17 protein-coding genes are annotated in these 20,016 nt (G+C 67.2%); 10 read left to right on the forward strand and 7 right to left on the reverse strand.

Annotation, left to right across the window (positions count from 1 at the left end; all coding sequences use genetic code 11):
• Positions 1-278 precede the first annotated feature (278 nt).
• Positions 279-1,145, reverse strand: coding sequence for a LysR substrate-binding domain-containing protein (locus AC07NY_RS23095; protein WP_494585761.1), 867 nt, complete (start codon positions 1,143-1,145; stop codon positions 279-281).
• Between the two features lie 199 nt (positions 1,146-1,344).
• Here AC07NY_RS23095 and ilvD point away from each other — a divergent pair, with 199 nt between their 5' ends.
• The 3 genes from ilvD (at position 1,345) to AC07NY_RS23110 (ending at position 5,484) form a co-directional block, all read left to right on the forward strand.
• Positions 1,345-3,186: a dihydroxy-acid dehydratase gene (gene ilvD / locus AC07NY_RS23100; RefSeq protein WP_494585762.1), complete on the forward strand. Its 1,842-nt coding sequence runs from the start codon at positions 1,345-1,347 to the stop codon at positions 3,184-3,186.
• Positions 3,187-3,376: 190 nt separating this feature from the next.
• The gene (locus AC07NY_RS23105) at positions 3,377-4,477 is read left to right on the forward strand and encodes an HPP family protein (protein WP_494585763.1); all 1,101 of its coding nucleotides are present in this window, start codon (positions 3,377-3,379) and stop codon (positions 4,475-4,477) included.
• Between the two features lie 71 nt (positions 4,478-4,548).
• The gene (locus AC07NY_RS23110) at positions 4,549-5,484 is read left to right on the forward strand and encodes a hypothetical protein (protein ID WP_494585764.1); all 936 of its coding nucleotides are present in this window, start codon (positions 4,549-4,551) and stop codon (positions 5,482-5,484) included.
• A 58-nt stretch (positions 5,485-5,542) separates the two neighbouring features.
• On the opposite strand, the gene AC07NY_RS23115 is transcribed toward AC07NY_RS23110, so the two are convergent.
• A complete protein-coding gene (locus AC07NY_RS23115) occupies positions 5,543-6,007 on the reverse strand; it encodes a hypothetical protein (protein ID WP_494585765.1) in 465 nt (154 codons plus the stop codon).
• Positions 6,008-6,242: 235 nt separating this feature from the next.
• On the opposite strand from AC07NY_RS23115, the gene AC07NY_RS23120 reads away from it, so the two are divergent.
• Both AC07NY_RS23120 and AC07NY_RS23125 read left to right on the forward strand, forming a co-directional pair.
• Positions 6,243-6,686, forward strand: a complete 444-nt coding sequence (locus tag AC07NY_RS23120; RefSeq protein WP_377844522.1) for an Lrp/AsnC family transcriptional regulator — start codon at positions 6,243-6,245, stop codon at positions 6,684-6,686.
• Between the two features lie 178 nt (positions 6,687-6,864).
• Positions 6,865-7,992 carry a saccharopine dehydrogenase family protein gene (locus AC07NY_RS23125; RefSeq protein ID WP_492286629.1) on the forward strand — a complete coding sequence of 376 codons (1,128 nt, stop codon included), beginning with the start codon at positions 6,865-6,867 and terminating at the stop codon, positions 7,990-7,992.
• Positions 7,993-8,025: 33 nt separating this feature from the next.
• On the opposite strand, the gene AC07NY_RS23130 is transcribed toward AC07NY_RS23125, so the two are convergent.
• On the reverse strand, positions 8,026-8,640 hold the full coding sequence (locus AC07NY_RS23130; RefSeq protein WP_494585766.1) for an HAD family hydrolase: 615 nt from the start codon (positions 8,638-8,640) through the stop codon (positions 8,026-8,028).
• A gap of 98 nt (positions 8,641-8,738) precedes the next feature.
• On the opposite strand from AC07NY_RS23130, the gene msrQ reads away from it, so the two are divergent.
• The gene (gene msrQ, locus AC07NY_RS23135) at positions 8,739-9,638 is read left to right on the forward strand and encodes a protein-methionine-sulfoxide reductase heme-binding subunit MsrQ (RefSeq protein WP_494585767.1); all 900 of its coding nucleotides are present in this window, start codon (positions 8,739-8,741) and stop codon (positions 9,636-9,638) included.
• 80 nt (positions 9,639-9,718) lie between these two features.
• Positions 9,719-11,449, forward strand: coding sequence for an MFS transporter (locus tag AC07NY_RS23140; protein ID WP_494585768.1), 1,731 nt, complete (start codon positions 9,719-9,721; stop codon positions 11,447-11,449).
• On the opposite strand, the gene AC07NY_RS23145 is transcribed toward AC07NY_RS23140, so the two are convergent.
• A complete protein-coding gene (locus AC07NY_RS23145) occupies positions 11,450-12,247 on the reverse strand; it encodes an undecaprenyl-diphosphate phosphatase (protein WP_492286633.1) in 798 nt (265 codons plus the stop codon).
• Positions 12,248-12,504: 257 nt separating this feature from the next.
• Between AC07NY_RS23145 and AC07NY_RS23150 the strand changes: the two genes are divergently transcribed.
• From AC07NY_RS23150 to AC07NY_RS23160, 3 genes are read left to right on the forward strand one after another with little or no spacing between them, the layout of a single operon-like run.
• Positions 12,505-13,197, forward strand: a complete 693-nt coding sequence (locus tag AC07NY_RS23150; protein ID WP_492286634.1) for a glutathione S-transferase family protein — start codon at positions 12,505-12,507, stop codon at positions 13,195-13,197.
• Positions 13,194-14,333, forward strand: a complete 1,140-nt coding sequence (gene queG / locus AC07NY_RS23155; protein WP_494585769.1) for a tRNA epoxyqueuosine(34) reductase QueG — start codon at positions 13,194-13,196, stop codon at positions 14,331-14,333. The genes AC07NY_RS23150 and queG overlap by 4 nt, the downstream gene beginning before the upstream one ends.
• Entirely contained in the window at positions 14,330-15,196 is an 867-nt protein-coding gene (locus AC07NY_RS23160; protein WP_494585770.1) for an SDR family oxidoreductase, read from the forward strand. Before queG ends, AC07NY_RS23160 begins: the two co-directional genes overlap by 4 nt.
• Here AC07NY_RS23160 and olsB read toward each other — a convergent pair whose 3' ends face one another.
• The 3 genes from olsB to AC07NY_RS23175 form a co-directional block, all read right to left on the reverse strand.
• Positions 15,197-16,150, reverse strand: a complete 954-nt coding sequence (gene olsB, locus AC07NY_RS23165; protein ID WP_492286637.1) for a l-ornithine N(alpha)-acyltransferase — start codon at positions 16,148-16,150, stop codon at positions 15,197-15,199.
• Positions 16,151-16,246: 96 nt separating this feature from the next.
• Entirely contained in the window at positions 16,247-18,340 is a 2,094-nt protein-coding gene (locus tag AC07NY_RS23170; protein WP_494585771.1) for a hybrid sensor histidine kinase/response regulator, read from the reverse strand.
• 92 nt (positions 18,341-18,432) lie between these two features.
• Entirely contained in the window at positions 18,433-19,971 is a 1,539-nt protein-coding gene (locus tag AC07NY_RS23175; protein WP_494585772.1) for a YifB family Mg chelatase-like AAA ATPase, read from the reverse strand.
• Between the last annotated feature and the right edge of the window lie 45 nt (positions 19,972-20,016).

The raw sequence follows: 20,016 nt of genomic DNA on the forward strand, positions 1-20,016 counted from the left end.
TAAGCCCCAGCGTCCTAAGGAAGCGCAGAAGAGGCGCCGCTCAGCGGCGGCGCCGTCTCGATGGGCGGTTTATAGGCGGGACCCCTTTCTCCTGTCAACGCGCTTTTTGAAAGTTTTTCGACAAAAATGAGTTCTGCAATGAATTCAGGCACTTGATACGAAAGTATGAGTTTCGGGCTTCGGATGGACTGCTGCCGGGGCTGCTTCGGAGCCCTTTTGCTGGCGGGCCCGATCCGCACTGCTCCAGGCCGCCTGACGAAGCCTCGAAAGGCACGCCCTCAGGGAAGAGTGGCGGCGTCACTCAGGGCTTCCGCGAGGAAGGTGCTGAGTGCAGCCACGGCAGCCGGTGCCCGGCCCGGCGCCAGATGCAGCGCGATCTCGGAAGCCGGCAGAGCGGGCAATCCGTGCTCGGCCCCCAGCAACTGAAGACCGGGGCGGGCCGTGCCTGCCTTGACCACGGTCAGCGCCACGCCGGAAGCGGCCATCGCCTCGACGGCGCCGATGCTCGACGACGAGAACAGGATGCGCCAGCGCAGGCCCGCCTCGTTCAAGGCGTCGAGTGCCCATTCACGAAACATGTTGGGCGCCTTCAGAATGGCGAGCTGCAATGGCTCCTCCAGAGAGAAGGCGTTGCGGTCCGAGCAGGCCCAGACCGTCTGCTCCTTGCGCAGCACCTCGCCGCGACCGTCGCCGGCCTTCTGGGTCGCGAGCACCAGATCGAATTCCTCGCCGAGGCTGTTCAGGAGATCGCGCGTGAAGCCGGTCGTGACCTCCAGCTCGACATCCGGGTGCGAGCGGGCGAAGCGCGCCAGGGTCTCCGGCAGGACGATGGTGGCGTAATCGTCCATCACCGCGAGCCGGACCCGCCCGCTGACGCTCTGGGCATTGATGACGTCGAGCGCCTCGTCATGCAGTGCGACGATGCGGCGGGCATAGCCCAAGAACTGTTCGCCCGCGCGGGTGAGAAGAACTTCGTGGGGCGAGCGCTGCAGCAGGGTCTGTCCGGCGAGCTCCTCGAGGCGGCGGATCTGGGTGCTGACCGTCGACTGGCTGCGGAAGAGCGCAGCGGCTGCCCGCGTGAAGCTCCTGAGCTCCGCGATCGTGACGAAGCCGCGCAGCAGATCGACGTCGATATTGCGCAGCATGGCGCGGTGTCCTCACTTCCCTTGCGGTTCGGCAAGAGCCGTTATGGCAATTCGGAAACCATCTGTCCCATAGGCAGGCCGGTGGTTGCCATGCGCAGTGCCGATCATGGAAATCGAAGAATTCAATTTTGTCGCAGGGCGCGGGGGCGATAGCCTGCCGCGCAACGGGACATCAGGAGCCCGAACGGAGACGCATGAGATGCCCAGGCTGAGATCCGCCACCTCCACCCATGGCCGCAACATGGCCGGCGCCCGCGGCCTGTGGCGCGCCACCGGCATGAAGGACAGCGATTTCGGCAAGCCGATCATCGCGGTGGTGAATTCCTTCACTCAGTTCGTGCCGGGCCATGTCCATCTCCAGGATCTCGGCCAGCTCGTCGCGCGCGAGATCGAGAAGGCCGGCGGCGTCGCCAAGGAGTTCAATACGATCGCGGTCGATGACGGCATCGCCATGGGCCATGACGGCATGCTCTACAGCCTGCCATCGCGCGAGCTGATCGCCGACAGCGTCGAATACATGGTCAACGCGCATTGTGCCGACGCGATGGTCTGCATTTCCAATTGCGACAAGATCACGCCCGGCATGCTGATGGCCTCGATGCGCCTGAACATCCCGACCGTCTTCGTCTCGGGTGGCCCGATGGAAGCCGGCAAGTACATCGCCGAGGGCGTGCTGAAGAAGGTCGATCTCGTCGACGCGATGATCGCGGCGGCCGACGACAAGTATACCGACGAGCAGGTCGACGTGATCGAGCGCTCGGCTTGCCCGACCTGCGGCTCCTGCTCGGGCATGTTCACGGCGAATTCGATGAACTGCCTGACCGAGGCGCTCGGCCTCGCCTTGCCGGGCAACGGCTCGACGCTCGCAACCCATGCCGACCGCAAGCGCCTCTTCGTCGAGGCCGGCCATCTGATCGTCGATCTCGCCCGCCGCTACTACGACCAGGACGACGAAAGCGTGCTGCCGCGGAATGTCGGCTCGTTCAAGGCCTTCGAGAACGCGATGACGCTCGACATCGCCATGGGCGGCTCGACCAACACGGTGCTGCATCTGCTGGCGGCGGCGCATGAGGCCGAGATCGACTTCACCATGGCCGATATCGACCGGCTGTCGCGGCGCGTGCCGGTGCTGTGCAAGGTCGCCCCAGCCGTCGCAGACGTGCATATGGAGGACGTCCACCGCGCCGGCGGCATCATGGCGATCCTCGGCGAGCTCGACCGCGCTGGGCTGATCGACACCTCGCTGCCGACCGTGCACAGCCCGAGCATGGCCGAGGCCCTGGCGCGCTGGGACATCACCCAGACGCATAGCGAGGCGGTGCGCTCCTTCTACAGCGCCGCGCCCGGCGGCGTGCCGACCCAGACCGCCTTCAGCCAGGATCGGCGCTTCGCCGAACTCGACACCGATCGCGCGAAGGGCGTGATCCGCAGCGCGGAACATGCCTATTCCAAGGATGGCGGACTTGCCGTGCTGTTCGGCAATATCGCGCTCGACGGCTGCATCGTGAAAACGGCGGGCGTCGATGCCTCGATCCTCAAGTTCTCCGGCCCCGCCGTGATCTTCGAGAGCCAGGATGCGGCGGTCGACGGCATCCTCAACCGCAAGGTCAATCCCGGCGATATCGTGCTGATCCGCTATGAGGGGCCGCGCGGCGGGCCGGGCATGCAGGAAATGCTCTATCCGACGAGCTACCTGAAGTCGAAGGGCCTCGGAAAAGCCTGCGCGCTGATCACGGACGGGCGTTTCTCGGGCGGCTCCTCCGGCCTCTCGATCGGCCATGTCTCGCCGGAAGCTGCCGAGGGCGGCGCGATCGGCCTGGTCGAAAGCGGCGACATCATCGCGATCGACATCCCCAATCGCGGCATCTCGCTTGAGGTTTCCGACGAGGAACTGGCGCGCCGCCGCGCCGCGATGGAGGCGAAGGGCAAGGATGCCTGGAAGCCGGCCGCCCCGCGCAAGCGCAAGGTCACGACCGCGCTGAAGGCCTATGCCGCGACGACGACGAGCGCGGCCAAGGGCGCCGTGCGCGTCGTCGATTGATGATTGCGGGTCGCCCGGCCAATCCGACCGGGCGACCTCGCTAGATCGAAATTCCCCAATCGCGGCGCGCGGAAAGACGTTTCGGCCTTTTGCAGAAAAACGGCCGGTTCGACGGCAGAATGACGTTGCTCCGCCAAACACGATCCGCCTATTGAGCCTGCACACAATTTGAGCAGCCCAATCGGCCGTCATGAGTTCGGTTTCCCCTCCCTCTCCAGAGCGCTCGCGCTGCCGGTTCTTCGTGCCGCTTCTGGCCGGCGCGACCTGGCGTGACCGTCTGGTCTCCTGCGTCGGCGCGCTCGTTTGTGTCGGCGCAACCGGGCTGATCTGCAGCCTGCTGCTCGGCAACGATCCGCATCTGCCGCTGCTCGTCGCGCCGATGGGGGCGTCTGCGCTGCTGCTCTTCGCGATCCCGTCGAGCCCGCTGGCGCAACCCTGGCCGATCGTGGGCGGCAACACCGTCTCGGCCTTGATCGGCCTCCTCGTCAGCCGCTATGTGCCGGAACCTGCGGTCGCGGCCGGCTGCGCGGTGGCATTCGCCATCGCGGCGATGTCGCTGTTGCGCTGTCTGCATCCGCCGGGCGGCGCGGCCGCGCTGACCGCGGCGCTCGGCGGGCCGGCCGTCGCGACCTACGGGCTCGGCTTCGCCTTCGTTCCGGTCGGCCTCAATGCGCTGGTGCTGACCCTGCTCGGCGTGGCCTTCCATCGCTTCTCCAGCCACAGCTATCCGCATCGCGCGCAAGCGCCCGCGAATGCTCACGGCACGAAGGACTTGCCCTCCGCACAGCGCGTCGGCTTCACCGAAGCCGATATCGATGCCGCATTGAATGACGTCGGCGAGGCCTTCGACATCGACCGGGACGATCTCGACCGGCTGATGCGGCGCGTCGAATTGCATGCCCTTGCCCGCAACCGTGACCTGCCGCGCTGCGCCGACATCATGTCCCGCGATCTCATCCGGGTCGACCAGCATGACGATATCGAGACCGCCCGCCGCCTGCTGCTCGACCATGCGGTCCGGACGCTGCCGGTGGTCGACCGCGAGAACAAGGTGCTCGGCACGGTCGGCCTGCGCGAACTGACGCATCCGGGCCTGCGCGTGCGCGACGTGATGTCCCCTGCCGTGATCGCGCGCCTGGACGAGCCGGCCGTCGACCTCATCGCCACCCTCACCGATGGCCGCCACCATGCCGTCATCGTCGTCGACGACCGGGAGCGCCTGGTTGGCCTCGTCAGCCAGAGCGATCTCCTTGCCGTGCTGCTGCGCCCGCTCCGGCGCGAGGCCGCCTGACGAAAAAGCGGGTTCCCCCCGGCCGCCATCCTGCTTTAGCCTTGAGACGGGGTCTCAAGGGAGGAAATTGGATGCGGGCCGCGATCGTCGCCCTGAGCTGTCTTCTGTCCTTGCCGGCGGCAGCCGCCGGCCCGTTCGGCAAGATCGTCGTCGGCAACTGGTCGGGCGGCACCTTCACCAACGACCAGACCGGCGCCTTCTCGCATTGCGCCGTCAGCGCCCGCTACAAGAGCGGCGTCACGATGCTGACCTCGGTGACCGCGCAATTCTCCTGGCTGCTCGGCTTCTCGAAGCCGGAATGGAAGCTCAGGACCGGCGAGACCCTCAAATTGCAGCTCGTCTTCGACCGCAGCTCGACCATCGACGTGACCGCCAATATCAAGTCGCCGACGCTGGTCACCATCGCCATGCCCGCCCAATCCGCCCTGATCAATGCTTTCCGGCAAGGGCGCTATCTCGAACTGGTCGCCAATGACGCGCGCTATACCTTCGCGCTGACCTCGACCGGCGAGATGCTGCCGGCGCTGGTCGAATGCGTGAAGCAGAGTGCCAATGTGCGCGGGCCGGTCACGCCCGGTGCGCCCGCCCAGGCCCAGACGCCTCAGCCGACGGAGCAGGAACGCGCGGCGCGGGCCGAGAAGAAGGCGCTGCTGGAAAAAACGCGCGACCTGATCCGCACCAAGATGCTGGCCTGCATCGGCCGCGAGGGCGCGACGATGCTGCTCACCGACGAAAAAGCCGAGGTCGTCGCCAAGGCCGCGATGCTGTTCTGCAAGGGCGATGTCGATGCCCTGACCAATGCCACGATCGAGATCATCGAGAACGAGGACGGGCGGCCAGCCAATCGCAACGCCGTGCGCGATGCCGCGGAGAAGCGCGTCCAGGAGGTGGTCACGGCGCATATCATCCGCTCGCGCGGCGAGATGATCGGCAAAGGGCAGCGGCCGGACAATACGGCACCGAGCCGGCCGACCGATTCAGGATCGCGCCCTTCGCAATCGCTGTAGAAATGGAAACGCCACGCCTTGCGGCGCGGCGTTCCGGAAACTTGCGTCTGGCTAAGGATCAGCTCTTCAGCTTGGTGTTGCACTGGCTCCAGTAGCCGCCGCCCTTCTCGATCCACTTGAGCTCGCCATTGGCATTGGCCGCCTTGTTGGCGTTGTACTGGTCGGCGCAGGTCTTGAGGCGGGCCTTGCCGGCGCTCTCGTTCGAGTATTTCTGCGCGACAGCCTTCGGGAAGACGGCAGCCTTGGCCCTGCCGGCTGGCTTGGCAGCGGGGGCCGCAGCGGTCGTCGTCGCGGGGGCCGCGGTCTCCGGCACCGCAGCAGCGGCATCGGCATCGTTGGCGTCGTCATCGCCGCACTGGGCCTTGCGGAAATCGTTCCACTTCTGGCCCTTCAGCGTATTGGCCTTCTTGGCGTCCTGATACTTGGCACTGCATTCCTTCATCGTCAGCGCCGAGGCGGGCGCCACGGAGAAGGAGGCGAGCGCGAAGGCCGATGCTGATGCGAGAATGAAAGTCCTGAACATGGCGTTCTCCATGGCAAAGCGTGCTGCCGCCGGACGGCATGCCACTCCGATTTGCACCTCGAAGCAAGTCCCCTCCGGCGTGCCGACAATGCTTCGGACGACAAGATGTTCCTTTTCGGGCGAATGCCCGCTGCTTGGCAGGTGAAAGCTTCGCGACGGCCGCCGCGATCCGTGCTCTTGCGAGACTGTGGGATTTCCCTGCTATATGACGGCCCGCCGAACCGCTGGAGACGACATGGCACGGCCGTCAGACGCCGCAAAGGACCGCGAGCTCATCCGCATCCTCACCGAGAACGCCCGCCTGCCGCTGTCGGAGATCGCCAAGCAGCTCGGCGTCTCCCGCGCGACGGCGCAGGGCCGGCTCAGCCGGCTCGAACGCGACGGCGTCATCGCCGGCTATACAACGATCCTCGGCAAAGCGAGCCGGCCGGCGACCACGATCGCGGCGCTGATCATGATCGAGCTGGAGATGAAACAGCAGGGCGGCGTCGTCGCGGCGCTGAAGAAACGGCCGGAAATCGTCCAGTGCCACACGCTGAGCGGCCATTTCGACCTGAGCGTCAAGATCGAGTGCGAGACCTCCAGCGACCTCGACACGATCATCGACTGGATCGCCGAAATGGAAGGCGTACGCCGGACCATCTCCTCGGTGATTCTGGCCCGCAAGTTCGAACGCTGAGGACGAGGCCGTCGCGGCCCGTACCGTTTCTCATCATTCTTCAGCATATCCCATCGAATTGACTGATCATAACACCCTCCCCCGGCGATCCGCTTGTTAAAGCCTGCACGGCTTACGGCGATGCTCCGCATCGAGGGGGAGGCTCCTGGCCTGCCCGAGACCCACCAGGAGATCGCACATGACCATCCAGAAGCGCATTGCCGTGCTCGGCGCCGGCCAGATCGGCGTCATCATCGCCGGCATGCTGGCCGAGCAGGGCCATCAGGTGACGCTGGCCGACGCTTCCGCCGCGCAGCTCAAGCACGCGGCCGGCGGCCGTTTCGCCACCGAGACCGTCGATGCGTCCAATCTCGACGCGCTGCGCGTGTTCCTGAAAGACCGCGATATCGTCGTCAGCGCCTGCCCCTATTTCCTGAACAAGGGCATCGCCAAGGTCGCCGCCGAGACCAAGACCCATTATTTCGACCTGACCGAGGACGTCGCCACCACGGCCTATATCAAGGAACTCGGCGAGACCTCCGATGTCGCGCTCGTCCCGCAATGCGGCCTGGCTCCGGGCTTCATCTGCATCCTCGGCGCCGACATGGCCGCGCGCTTCGAGAATGTCCGCGCCATCAAGATGCGCGTCGGCGCGCTGCCGCTCTATCCGACCAATGCGCTGCGCTACAACGTGACCTGGTCGGTCGACGGCCTGATCAACGAATACTGCAACCCCTGCGAGATCGTCTTCGACGGCCAGCCGACCCTGGTGCCGGCGCTCGAAGGCATCGAGAGCGTCATGATCGACGGCGTCGCCTACGAAGCCTTCAACACCTCGGGCGGGCTGGGCACCCTGACCGAGACGCTCGCCGGCAAGGTCCGCAACATGAGCTACAAGACGCTGCGCTATCCCGGCCATGCCGAGATCATGAAGCTGCTGCTGCGCGACCTCGACCTCGCCGACGACCGCGAGACGCTGCGCCGTATCCTGACGCATTCCGCGCCCTTCACCCGCAAGGACGTGGTCGTGATCTTCGTGACCGGTGTCGGCGAGCGCCGCGGCCGCCTCGAGGAGGAGAGCGTCGTGCTGCGCTATGACGGCAATGACGAGCTCGGCGCGATCCAGCTCACCACCGCCGCCGGCTGCGTCGCGATGGTCGAGCTCTTCCTCGCCGGCAAGCTGCCCGCCAAGGGCTTCGTGCGCCAGGAAGACGCCGTCCTCGCCGATTTCCTCGCGACCAAGGCCGGCGCCCGGCTGGTCGGCGAAGCCCGCGGCGTCGATGCCGCCGGCCTCGTGCCGACCGTCGCGATCAAAAGCGCGGCCTGAACGCCCGCGCTCTCACACGTCAGGCTCTGCTCGTCAGAGCCTGACGCCCAGACCGCGCAATTCGGCGCGCAGGTCGATGGGCTCGACGAAATGGACGGTCCGCATGCCGGCGGCGCGGGCCCCCACCACGTTCTTCTCGCTGTCATCGACGAAGATGCAGTCCCCGGCCGTCAGGCCATAGCGATCGAACAGCACCTCGTAGATCGCGCGCTCCGGCTTCAGCATCCGCTCATGGGCTGAAACGACGACGCCGTCGAAGCTCTGCAGGAACGGGAAGCGGACCAGGCATTCCGCCCATTTCTCGCGCGAGAAATTGGTGATGGCGTAGACCTTCTCGCCCTGCCCTTTCAGCTCCTCCAGCACCGCGACGCTGTCGGCGATGGTATGGGGCACGCTGTCGTGCCAGCTTTCATCGAAGGCGCGGATCTCGCGCTCCCATTCCGGGTGCTGCTTGACGAGCAGCGCCACGCCCTCCTCCCAGGAGCGGCCGCGATCCTGCTCCAGATTCCAGTCGCCCGTGCAGATGTTCTGCATGAACCAGTCGAGCCGCTCGGGCTCGGGGATCAGCGAGCGATAGATCAGCCGCGCATCCCAGCGCAGCAGGACGTTGCCGACATCGAAGACGACGATGGGAGTGCTGGAAGCCATGACCAAACCCGATTGAAAGGGCGGGCAGGACAACCCATTCACGCGCTTGTGTCCAGACGTGCAGGACAGGGGCCGACCCCATCGTTTATGCCGGGGTCATGAGCGCCCGCCCCGCAAATACCGGCTTACGAACCTGGCTGCCCTGGACCGACCGGCAGGGCCGGTTCTCCGGCCTGCGGGCTGCCGCCTTCGCGCTGCTGCTCGTGCCCGCGCTCATGCTGCTCTATGCGGCCTGGATGCACCAGCTCGGCTCCAAGCCCTGGACGCAGGCGATCCACCAGACCGGGACGTGGACGGTCAGAATCCTCATCGCGACGCTCGCGGTCTCGCCGTTCCGGCGCCTGTTCGACTGGGGCAAGCTGATCGGCATCCGCCGCATGCTCGGCCTCGGCGTCATGGCCTATGCGCTCGGGCATCTCGGGCTCTACTGCATCGACATGGCCTTCGACTGGGGGCTGATCGTCTCGGAGATCGTCAAGCGCTTCTACCTGACCATCGGCTTCGTCGCGCTGATCGGCCTCGTCGCGCAGGGCGTAACCTCGACCGACGGCATGATCCGCCGCCTCGGCAAGAACTGGCAGCGCCTGCACAATCTCGTCTATCCGATCGCGATGCTGGCGCTGCTGCATTTCGCGCTGCAATCGAAGATCGACGTCACCGAGCCGGTGCTGATGAGCGGGCTGTTCCTGCTGCTGATGCTCTATCGCGGGCTTTACCGCTGGAAACTGCCCGTCTCCGTGCCGGTGCTTGCGGGCTTGGCGCTTCTCGCGGGCCTGCTCACCGCCGGCCTCGAAGCCGGCTGGTATGCGGCCACTTCCGGCGTCTCGGCCTGGCTGGTCTTCCAGGCCAATGCCGACATCCTGATCTATCAGGACTATGCCTCGATCCGACCGGCGCATTGGGTCGCGCTCGCGGGCCTCGCGGTGGCGCTCGGTCATGGCCTGCGCGCCCGCAAGCCACGGCAGGCACGCCAGCCCGCTCCCGCACGCGCTGCGTGAAGAGACAAACTTTCCAAGTTTCGACATCTTCCAGATGGAAAGGGTTTCCCCCTCCAGCACTCATGCTCTAACCCTATGACATGCCTGACGACCAGCACGCCCAGCCCACGGCCGATGTCGTAGAAGCCGAGCTCGCCTCGGAGGGCATCAAGCCTACCCAAGCCCGGGTTTCGCCCTTCGTTCCGCTACAGCAGCCAATCTTCCGCGCCGTCTGGTTCGCCAGCCTGGTCTCAAATTTCGGCGGCCTCGTCCAGGCGGTCGGCGCGTCCTGGATGATGGCCTCGATCTCGCCCTCGGCGGAGATGGTGGCACTGGTCCAGGCCTCGACGACGCTGCCGGTGATGCTGTTTTCGCTGGCGGCGGGGGCCATCGCCGACAATTACGACCGGCGCAAGATTCTGCTGACCGCCCAGGTCTTCATGCTGGCGGTCTCGATAGGGCTCGCGGTCAGCGCCTGGTTCGGGCTGATCACGCCCTGGCTGCTGCTGACCTTCACCTTCCTGATCGGCTGCGGCACGGCGCTGAACAACCCGGCCTGGCAATCCTCGGTCGGCGACATGGTCCCGCGCCGGGACGTGCCGGCGGCGGTGACGCTGAACAGCGTCGCGTTCAACATCGCCCGCAGCGTCGGACCGGCGATCGGCGGCGCGATCGTCGCGGCGGCGGGCGCGGTCGCCGCCTTCATCATCAATGCCTTCAGCTATATCCCGCTGCTCGTCGTGCTGACGCGCTGGCAGCCGCCCAAGGTCGAGCGCCTGCTGCCGCGCGAGACTTTGTTCATCGCGATGAGCGCCGGCATCCGCTATGTCGCGATGTCCCCGAATATCCGCACGGTCACGCTGCGCGCCTTCGTCTACGGCTTCGGCGCCATCGTCGGCCTGGCGCTGCTGCCGCTGATCGCGCGCGACCTCGTCCGCGGCGGCCCGTTGACCTATGGCGTACTGCTCGGCGCCTTCGGCGCCGGCGCGGTGGCCGGCGCCTTCATGAGTGCGCGCCTGCGCCGGGCGATGAGCACGGAAGCGCTCGTGCGCTCGACCTTCATCGCCTATGCCTGCGGCGTCACGCTGATCGCCTTCAGCAAGACGATCTGGCTGGCCATGGCGGGCTTGTGCGTCTGCGGTGCCTGCTGGGTCCTGGCGCTCTCGACTTTCAACGCGACGGTGCAGCTCTCGGCGCCGCGCTGGGTCGTCGGCCGGGCGCTGGCGATGTACCAGATGGCAACCTTCGGCGGCATGGCGATCGGCAGCTGGGCCTGGGGCCGCTCGGCGCTGCATTTCGGCGTCGAGAAGGCGCTGCTGATGTCGGCTGTTGTCTTGATCGCCGGAGCGATACTGGGTCTGCGCTACCGGCTGCCGCCGCTCGAGGCACTCAATCTCGACCCGCTCAGCCGCTGGCGCGAGCCTAAGGTCGCGGTCGATATCGAGCCGCGCTCCGGCCCGGTCATCGTCACCATCGAGTACATCATCAAGCCCGAGGACGTCGTCGCCTTCCTGACCGTGATGGCGGAGCGGCGACGCATCCGGCGCCGCGACGGCGCCCGGCATTGGACGCTGCTGCGCGACCTGACCGACCCGACGCTCTGGATCGAGCGCTATGACAGCCCGACCTGGGTCGAGTATGTCCGCCAGAACCAGCGCGTCACCCAGGCCGATGCCGAGATCGGCGAGCAGGTCCGCGCGCTGCATAGCGGCCCGAACCCGCCGGTGGTCCACCGCATGATCGAGCGGCAGACGGCCTCGCTGCCGCAACTGGCGCCGAGCCGGACGCCGACGCTCGCCGACTCGCTCAACGACCCGGCGCGACCGGCCTGATCAGCCGACGATCCAGAGGCCGGCGAGGCCGACCATGCCGACGATGATGCGCCACCAGGCGAAGGGCGCGAAGCCGCGCTTCGAGACGAAGTCGAGGAAACTCCTCACCACGATCAGGGCCGAGATGAAGGCGGCGACGAAGCCGACGCCGATCATGACGCCATCGTCGAAGGTCAGGAACTTGTAGCTCTTGAGCAGGTCATAGGCGAAGGCGCCGGCCATGGTCGGCATTGCCAGGAAGAAGGAGAACTCGGCCGCCGCGCGCTTGCTGGCTCCGAGCAGCATGGCGCCGACGATGGTCGAGCCCGAGCGCGAGACGCCCGGCACCATCGCCAGGCACTGGATCAGACCGATCTTGAAATACATCGGCAGCGGGAAGGTCGTCGCATCGGTGTGCTTCTCCTGCAATTCCAGTTCGTCGACGACGAGCAGGATCAGGCCGCCGGCGATCAGCGTGCAGCAGACGATGAAGGGGTTGAACAGCACGCCCTTGATGAAGCTGTGCAGCAAGGCGCCGATCACGGCCGCCGGGAGGAAGGCGATGAGCACGCCGATGACGAAACGCCGCGCCGACGGGTCGCTGGGGATACGCAAGGCGATATCGAGCAGACGGCGGAAATAGACCAGCGTGATCGCCAGGATCGCGCCAAGCTGGACCAGGACCTCGAAGGTCTTGCCGTTGGATTCGAAGCCGAGGAAATGGCCGAGCAGGAGCAAATGCCCGGTCGAGGAGACCGGCAGGAACTCGGTGAGACCCTCGACGATGCCGAGAATGAAGGCTTCGATCAGGTTGTGCATGGAAGACTTTCCTCGCGCGAATCAGGCCTCGCGGATTTCGATCCGCACCGGCCTGTCGCCGGCTTACGCCCAGCTCTTTGCAAATTGGTTACCACTTTGCGAAGCAGCAGCGGCAAATTGCGGGTATCGCCGTCGTCGCGGGTTGTGGCGTTTTTCCGGCATGATTATAGCAAGCCGCCGTCGCCTATCGGGTCGCTGCAAGCCCGGCGGCCCTGCTTCCGTCGCATTTTGCCTGCTTCACAGTCCTCATGAGTGCCATGGCGACCCTTTATCATTACCCGCTATGCCCGCATTCGCGTTTCATCCGCCTCGCGCTCAGCGAGTTCGGCATGGAGGCCGAACTGGTCGAGGAACGCGTCTGGGAGCGCCGGCGGGAGTTCATCGAGCTCAACACCGCGGGCACGACGCCCGTCTTCCAGGAGCAGAACGGCCTCGCCGTCCCCGGCGCCGGGCCGATCTCGGAGTATCTCGACGAGACGCGGGGCCTCGCGCTCGGCGATCGCCGCCTGCTGCCGGAAGGGCCGGGCGAGCGCGTCGAGGTGCGCCGCCTGCTCGACTGGTTCAACATCAAGTTTCATGAGGAGATCACCGGCCCGCTTGTGCTGGAAAAGGTGATGAAGCGCTTCATGAGCCGCGACGATGGCGGCGGCTCGCCCGATATGAGCACGATCCGCGCGGCGCGCGCCAATGTGCGCTATCATCTGCGCTATATTTCCTGGCTCCTGGCCAAGCGGAACTGGCTCGCGGGGGCGCAGATGAGCTATGCCGATCTCGCGGCGGCGGCACATCTGTCCTGCGTCGACTATCTCGGCGACGTGCCCTGGGAAGAGGATGAGGCGGCTCGCGCATGGTATGCGAGGATCAAGTCGAGACCGAGCTTCCGGCCGCTCCTGAGCGACCGCATAGCCGGCATGGCTCCGAGCGCCCATTACGACAATCTGGATTTTTGAACGGCGAGAAACTCAAGCGCGCCGTTGAAGCACGGGCGCTCACTGAGGGCTTCGCGGTCATGCGCGTCGCCGCGGCCGATGCGATCCCGCAGGCGCCGGAGCGCCTCGAAGCCTGGCTCGCCCATGGCTATCAGGGCGAGATGGACTGGATGGCGGAACGGCAGGCGCAGCGCGCCGATCCGCGCCAGCTTTGGAGCGAGGTCCGCTCCGTCGTCATGCTCGGCATGAACTATGCCGGAGAAGGCGATCCGCTCGCCATGCTCGCCCAGCCAGAGAAGGCGGCGATCTCGCTCTATGCGAGACGGCGTGACTATCACGACGTCATCAAGGGCAAGCTGAAGAGCGTCGCCGGCCTGCTCGCCGCGCGCGGCGGCGCCGACGTCAAGGTCTTCGTCGACACCGCTCCCGTCATGGAGAAGCCGCTGGCGCAGGCGGCCGGGCTCGGCTGGCAGGGCAAGCACACCGTGCTGGTCTCGCGCGAGCACGGCTCCTGGCTGCTGTTAGGGGCGATCTACACCACCGCCGAACTGCCGGCAGACGCGGCCGAGCGCGACCATTGCGGCTCCTGCCGGCGCTGCCTCGACATCTGCCCGACCGATGCCTTCCCGGCGCCCTACCAGCTCGATGCCCGCCGCTGCATCGCCTATCTCACCATCGAACATGCCGGCCATATCGATGCGGGCCTTCGTCCCGGCATCGGCAACCGCGTCTTCGGCTGCGACGATTGCCTCGCCGTCTGCCCCTGGAACAAGTTCGCCGAAGCCGCGCAGGAAACCCGGCTCGCCCTCAAGGACGAGCTCGACGGGCTCGACCTCGCCGCGCTCGCCCGTCTCGATGATCCAAGTTTCCGTACGCTTTTCGCGGGCACGCCGGTGAAGCGTACCGGACGCGACCGCTTCCTGCGGAATGTGCTGATAGCGATCGGCAATAGCGGCCGGCCTGCGCTGATCGACAGCGCCCTGCCCCATCTCGCCGATCCCTCGCCGCTGGTCCGCGCCATGGCGGTCTGGGCGCTGGGGCGGCTCGATGCCGGGCGTGCGAGAGGGCTTGCCACCGCAGGGCTCCAAGACGAAACCGACCCTCAGGTGCGCGCCGAATGGCACGCGCTCATGCCCCAGACGGAAGACGCCGCATGAATATCCTGATCCTCGGCCTCGGCTACTCGGCCGGGTTCTTCGCGCGCGCCGCGCTGGCGCAGGGCTGGGAGGTGACGGGCACCGTCCGCTCCGCCGAGAAGGCGGCAGAGCTCAGCCGCCAGGGCATCCGGACGCTGGTCTTCGGCGGCTTCGCGGTGTCGTCCCCGCTCGCCAAGGCGGTGGCGGAGGCGGACGCCGTGCTAATCTCGGTGCAGCCGGCCGAGGACGGCGACCCGGCGCTCGGCCCCTTGCGCGCGGCGCTGATGGCGGCGCCGAACCTGCGCTGGATCGGCTATCTCTCGACGATCGGCGTCTATGGCGACCAGGGCGGCGGCTGGATCGATGAGACCACGCCGCCGGCACCGACCAACGCCCGCACCCGCCAGCGCGTCGAGATCGAGGAGGCCTGGCTGCAGCTCGGGCGCGACAGCGGCAAACCCGTGCAGATCTTCCGCTTGTCGGGCATCTACGGCCCCGGCCGCAACGCCATCACCAAGCTGCGCAGCGGCACGGCGAACCGCCTGATCAAGCCGGGGCAGGTGTTCAACCGCATCCATGTCGACGATATCGCGGGCGTGCTCATGGCTTCGCTGGCCAAGCCGCGGCAGGGAGCGATCTACAACGTCACGGATGACGAGCCCGGCCCGCCGCAGGACGTCATCACCTTCGCGGCCGAGCTGACACGTCTCGAACCGCCACCGGAAATCCCGTTCGAGCAGGCGAAGCTCTCGCCGATGGCGGCAAGTTTCTACGGCGAGAGCAAACGCGTCTCGAACGCGCTGGTGAAGCGGGAACTCGGCTATGCCTTCCGCTACCCGACCTATCGCGAGGCGCTGCGAGCCCTGGCCGCAGCCGGCGAATAGTCAGGCGGCGTGCCGGGGGCCTTCGCCGCCATAGTAGTCGGTATAGCGCTTGTCGATCGCCGAGACCGGCAGCACGACCAGCACGTCGGTGGTGCCGAACTGGCGGTCGACGACCGCGCCGGTGCCGAAGCGGGCGCCGATGCGCAGGTAACCCTTGATCAGGGGCGGCAACTGCTTGAGGGCGAGCTTGGCATCGACCATCTCCGGCGGCAGGCGATCCATGCCGACGAACTGATCGGCATGGGCGGTCGCGGCCCAGTCGCCCTCCGAGCGGGCCTGATGGTGCAGGAAGCTCAGCGGCAGCGCCAGGGCGTCGGGATCGGTGCCGTCGAAGGAGGCGCAACCGAACATCGCGTCGATGCGGTGATGCTGGAGATAAGCCCAGATACCGGACCAGAGCAATTCGACCGTCCGCTTCGTGCGGTAGGGCTGCAGCACGCAGGAGCGGCCGAGTTCGAGGAAGCGGCCGCCGGGATGGCGCGCCAGCATCGGGCCAAGATCGTATTCGCCCTGGGTATAGAAGCCGCCGAGACGCTCGGCGGCGCTCTGGCGCATCAGGCGATAGGTGCCGACGACCTTGGGCTTGATGCCGCCGAAGCGCCCGCGCGCAGCGTGATCGATAACAAGGAGATGGTCGCAGGCCTTGTCGAAGCGATCGGCATCGCGGCGGAACATGCGCGAGATCACGTCGGGCTTGGCGGACATCTCCTGATAGAAGACGCGGTAGCGCAGGCGCTGCGCCCGCCAGACCTCGCGCGGGCCGCGGGCCAGCCGCACCTCGAGCGAGCCGATCCGGCCCAGGGTTCCGGACAGCGGCGCTTCATCGATCCCGGCGCCCGACCGGCGCATGGCTCCGCCCTTCATCAATATCAACGGGGCGAAGCGCGAGAACGGATTGCCGGCTGAAAACCGGCTGGGCAGCGCGTTCTTGCTTCCAGAAACGTGCAATGCCATCGCTTCTCTCATCTCCTGCCGCTACCGGCATGAGGTAGGCTTGCTCCGATGATCTTACAACTTCGCGACGAAACTGCGTCGGAGCGATGACGGCCGTCAAGCCGACAGGCTGCCGGCCGTCCCTTGCGACACGCGTTCCAGCCAGCGCAGCAGGGCCTCGCGCTCCAGTGGTTTCGCCAGGCAATCATCCATCCCGGCCGCAAAGGCTGCGGCCCGGTCGGTGGCCGACACATTGGCGGTGACGGCCACTAGCGGCAGCATCGCACCGCGGCCGAGGCGCTTTTCCAGCGCGCGGATGGCGCGGGCGCAATCGAGCCCTGTCATCACCGGCATCCGCACATCGAGCAGGGCCAGCGCCAGTGGCGGCGCCACGCCGGCAAAGCTCGCCTCCACGCGCTTCAGGGCCTCGCGCCCGTCGCGCGCCCAGATCGCCGTGCAGCCGAAGCGCTCCAGCGTGCGTGTCGCGAGCAGTGCGTTGATCTCGTTGTCTTCCGCGACCAGTACCGTCAGGCCAGTGCCCGGCTGCCGCATCGGCATAGCGCCGGATAACGCAGCACCAGCCATCACCGGCCGCCCCGGCTGGAAGCGATTTCCAAGCTGCTCGTAGAGCGAGCGCGTCCGCACCGGCTTGATCAGAAAGCCGGTGAAACCTGCCGCCTGAGGCGATCCGAACTGGCGGCGCGCATGGGGCGACAACAGGATCAGGCAGTCCCGGATGCCAGCCTCCGCCACGGCTCCCGCGAACTCCTTTGCCGGCGCATCACCGAGCGCATGATCGATCAGCACAGCCGTGACCGGGATTGCCCCGGCAAGCTTCGCGCGCGCGGCCTCGACCGTGCCGGCGACCGAGACGGATGCGCCGGTCGTCCGGATGGTTTCGGCCAGAAAGCGGACCGCGAAAGGCGCCGGCGAGACGAGCAGGACATGCTGGTCCGGCCAATGCGGGATCCGCGCTTCCGGCGTGTCGGACGCGGCCTGAAGAGGCAGGATGACACGAAAGGTCGCGCCCTCGCCAAGCCGGCTTTCGACCCTGACCTCGCCACCCATCAGGCGCGCGAGACGGCGCACGATCGCAAGGCCGAGCCCGGTGCCGGGCTGCCGCGCGGCCGCGCCGTGGTCGAGCTGCTCGAACTCGCCGAAGATCGTGTCGAGCCGGTCGGCCGGAATGCCCGGACCGGTATCCGCGATGGTGATCTCGATGCGATCGCCAACCCGGACGAGGCTGAGCCCCACACCGCCCGCTTCCGTGAACTTCACGGCATTGCCGACGAGGTTCAGCAGGATCTGGCGCAAACGGTCGCGATCGCCGACCAGCCTCACCGGCAGGTCGGGCGCAATATGGGCGGCGAGCTCCAGCCCCTTGGCCTGCGCGCGCGGCGCCATCAGCTCCGCGACGGTCTCGACGAGCTGGACAAGGTCGAAGGGCTCCGCGACCAGCTCCAGCTTGCCGGCCTCGACCTTGGCGAAATCGAGAATGTCGTCGACCAGCGCCAGCAGCGCCTCGCCGGAGGTGCGCAGGGCCGCGACATAGGTCGCCTGCTCAGCATCGGGGCCGGTATCGGTCAGGAGGTCGGCCATGCCGAGAATGCCGTTGAGCGGCGTGCGAAATTCATGGCTGACGGTCGCGAGGAAGCGCGATTTCGCCTCGTTCGCGGCTTCCGCCCGCGCCCGCGCCTCGACCAGCGCATCTTCGCTGGCGATGCGCGCCGTGATGTCGCGGCCGACGCGCTGGATCAGCGTGCGGCCGTCCGGGCCGGGCACGGCTGTCTCGACCCAGGAGATCCAGCGCTCGCCCTCATAGGTCGCGAGGCATTCGTCGAAGCTGCGGGCGCCGCCTTCCAACAGCACGAGCGGCCGGCTGGCGAGCTGCGGCAGGAGCATCTCGCTGCCGACGAGGTCCTGCTCCCCCGCACCGAACAAAGCCGCATAGGCCCGATTGGCATAGACGATCAGCGCTCCGTCCCGCCGGACGATCAGGTCGCCCTGGGCCTCGATCAGGCTGCGATAGCGCTCTTCGCTGTCGGCGAGATTCCAGAGCCGGTCGTTGAGGGCCTCGGCATCATGGGCGAGGCCCGTCACTTGCCGGCGCAGGCCGTCACGCTGGCGCAGCAGCGACAGAACGCCCCACGCAGCCGAAAGGAGCAGCGCTACGAGCGCAAGAGAAAGCCATGACCAGATCGAAGAAGCCATGCCCTTCGATCTACGCAGATCGCCTTGAAAAAGCGGCCGGGTAAAGCCGCTAATTCGACCGGTTGGAGAGGAGGGTCCGTTAACCCTCGGCCTCAGGCGGCCTGCACGAGATCCTCGCCACGCGCCCGATAAGACAAGGCTTCCGCGAGATGACGCCGGCCGACCTTCGCCTCGTCGTCGAGATCGGCAAGGGTGCGGGCGACCTTCAATACGCGGTGATAGGCGCGCGCGGTCAATCGCAAAGCCTCGGCGGCGTCGCGCAGGAGCGCGAGCCCGGCATTGTCCGGCCGCGCGACCTCTTCGATCACCGGGACCGGACAGGCGGCATTGGTCAGGACGTGGCCGAGACCGAGTTCCTCGAAACGCGCCGCCTGAATGCGGCGAGCGGCGGCAACACGCGCCGCGACCGTCGCCGAGCTCTCGCCCGCAGCCGGCCGGATCAGATCCGCCGCCGTGACAGCAGGCACGTCGATCGCAATGTCGATCCGGTCGAGCAGCGGGCCGGAGACGCGCGCCTGGTACTGCGCCATGCAGCGGTCGTTCGGCTGGCGGCGGCAGGCGTAGCCAGGTTCGGTCGCCCGACCGCAGCGGCAGGGGTTCATTGCGGCGACGAGCTGGAAACGCGCGGGATAGACGACGCGGTGATTGGCGCGGGAGATCAGGACGTCTCCGGTCTCCATCGGCTGGCGCAGAGCATCGAGCGCCTGCGGCTGGAATTCCGGCAATTCGTCGAGGAAAAGCACGCCGTGATGGGCGAGCGAGACCTCGCCCGGACGAGCCTGGAGGCCGCCACCGACGAGCGCCGCCATCGAAGCGGAATGGTGCGGCGCCCGGAAAGGCCGCCGGTCGGTCAAGGCGCCATCGGCCAGCTTCCCGGCGACGGAGAGGACCATCGAGACTTCGAGCAGCTCGCGCGGCGCGAGCGGCGGCAGGATCGAGGGCAGGCGGCTCGCCAGCATCGACTTGCCGGCCCCCGGCGGCCCGTTCATCAGAAGGTTGTGCCCGCCGGCCGCCGCGATCTCGAGCACGCGCCGCGCGCTTTCCTGACCCTTGACGTCGGCGAGATCGGGCAAGGGCCCGGCCTGACGCGCCACCGCTGGCTCGGGCCTGGCCATCACCTGCGTGCCCTTGAAGTGATTGGCGAGCTGGATCAGCGAGCGTGGCGCCAGGATGTCGATATCGGCCGCCGCCCAGGCCGCTTCCGGGCCCGAAGCCGCCGGGCAGATCAGCCCCTGCCCTTTCGCGTAGGCCGCGATCGCCGCGGGCAGGACGCCCGCGACCGGCGCGATCGAGCCGTCGAGCGCGAGTTCGCCGAGCACCGCATAGCCCGCGAGGGCATCGGCGGGAATCGCTCCGATCGCCGCCATCACGGCAAGCGCGATCGGCAGATCGTAATGGCTGCCTTCCTTGGGCATATCAGCCGGCGCTAGGTTCACGGTGACGCGTTTGGCTGGCAGGGCGAGCCCTGAAGCAAGGAGTGCAGCACGCACCCGCTCGCGGCTCTCTGCGACGGCCTTGTCGGGGAGGCCGACCAGCACGAAGGCGACGCCGCCCGGCGCGATCTGGACCTGAACGTCGACGGCGCGTGCCTCGATGCCTTCGAACGCCACCGTCGCGACCCGCGCCACCATTTCGGCTTCGCTCCCCTGCCCCACGGGAAAGCTAGCGAAGCTTCA

The organism is Allobosea sp. GW821-FHT09G06 (assembly GCF_059416005.1).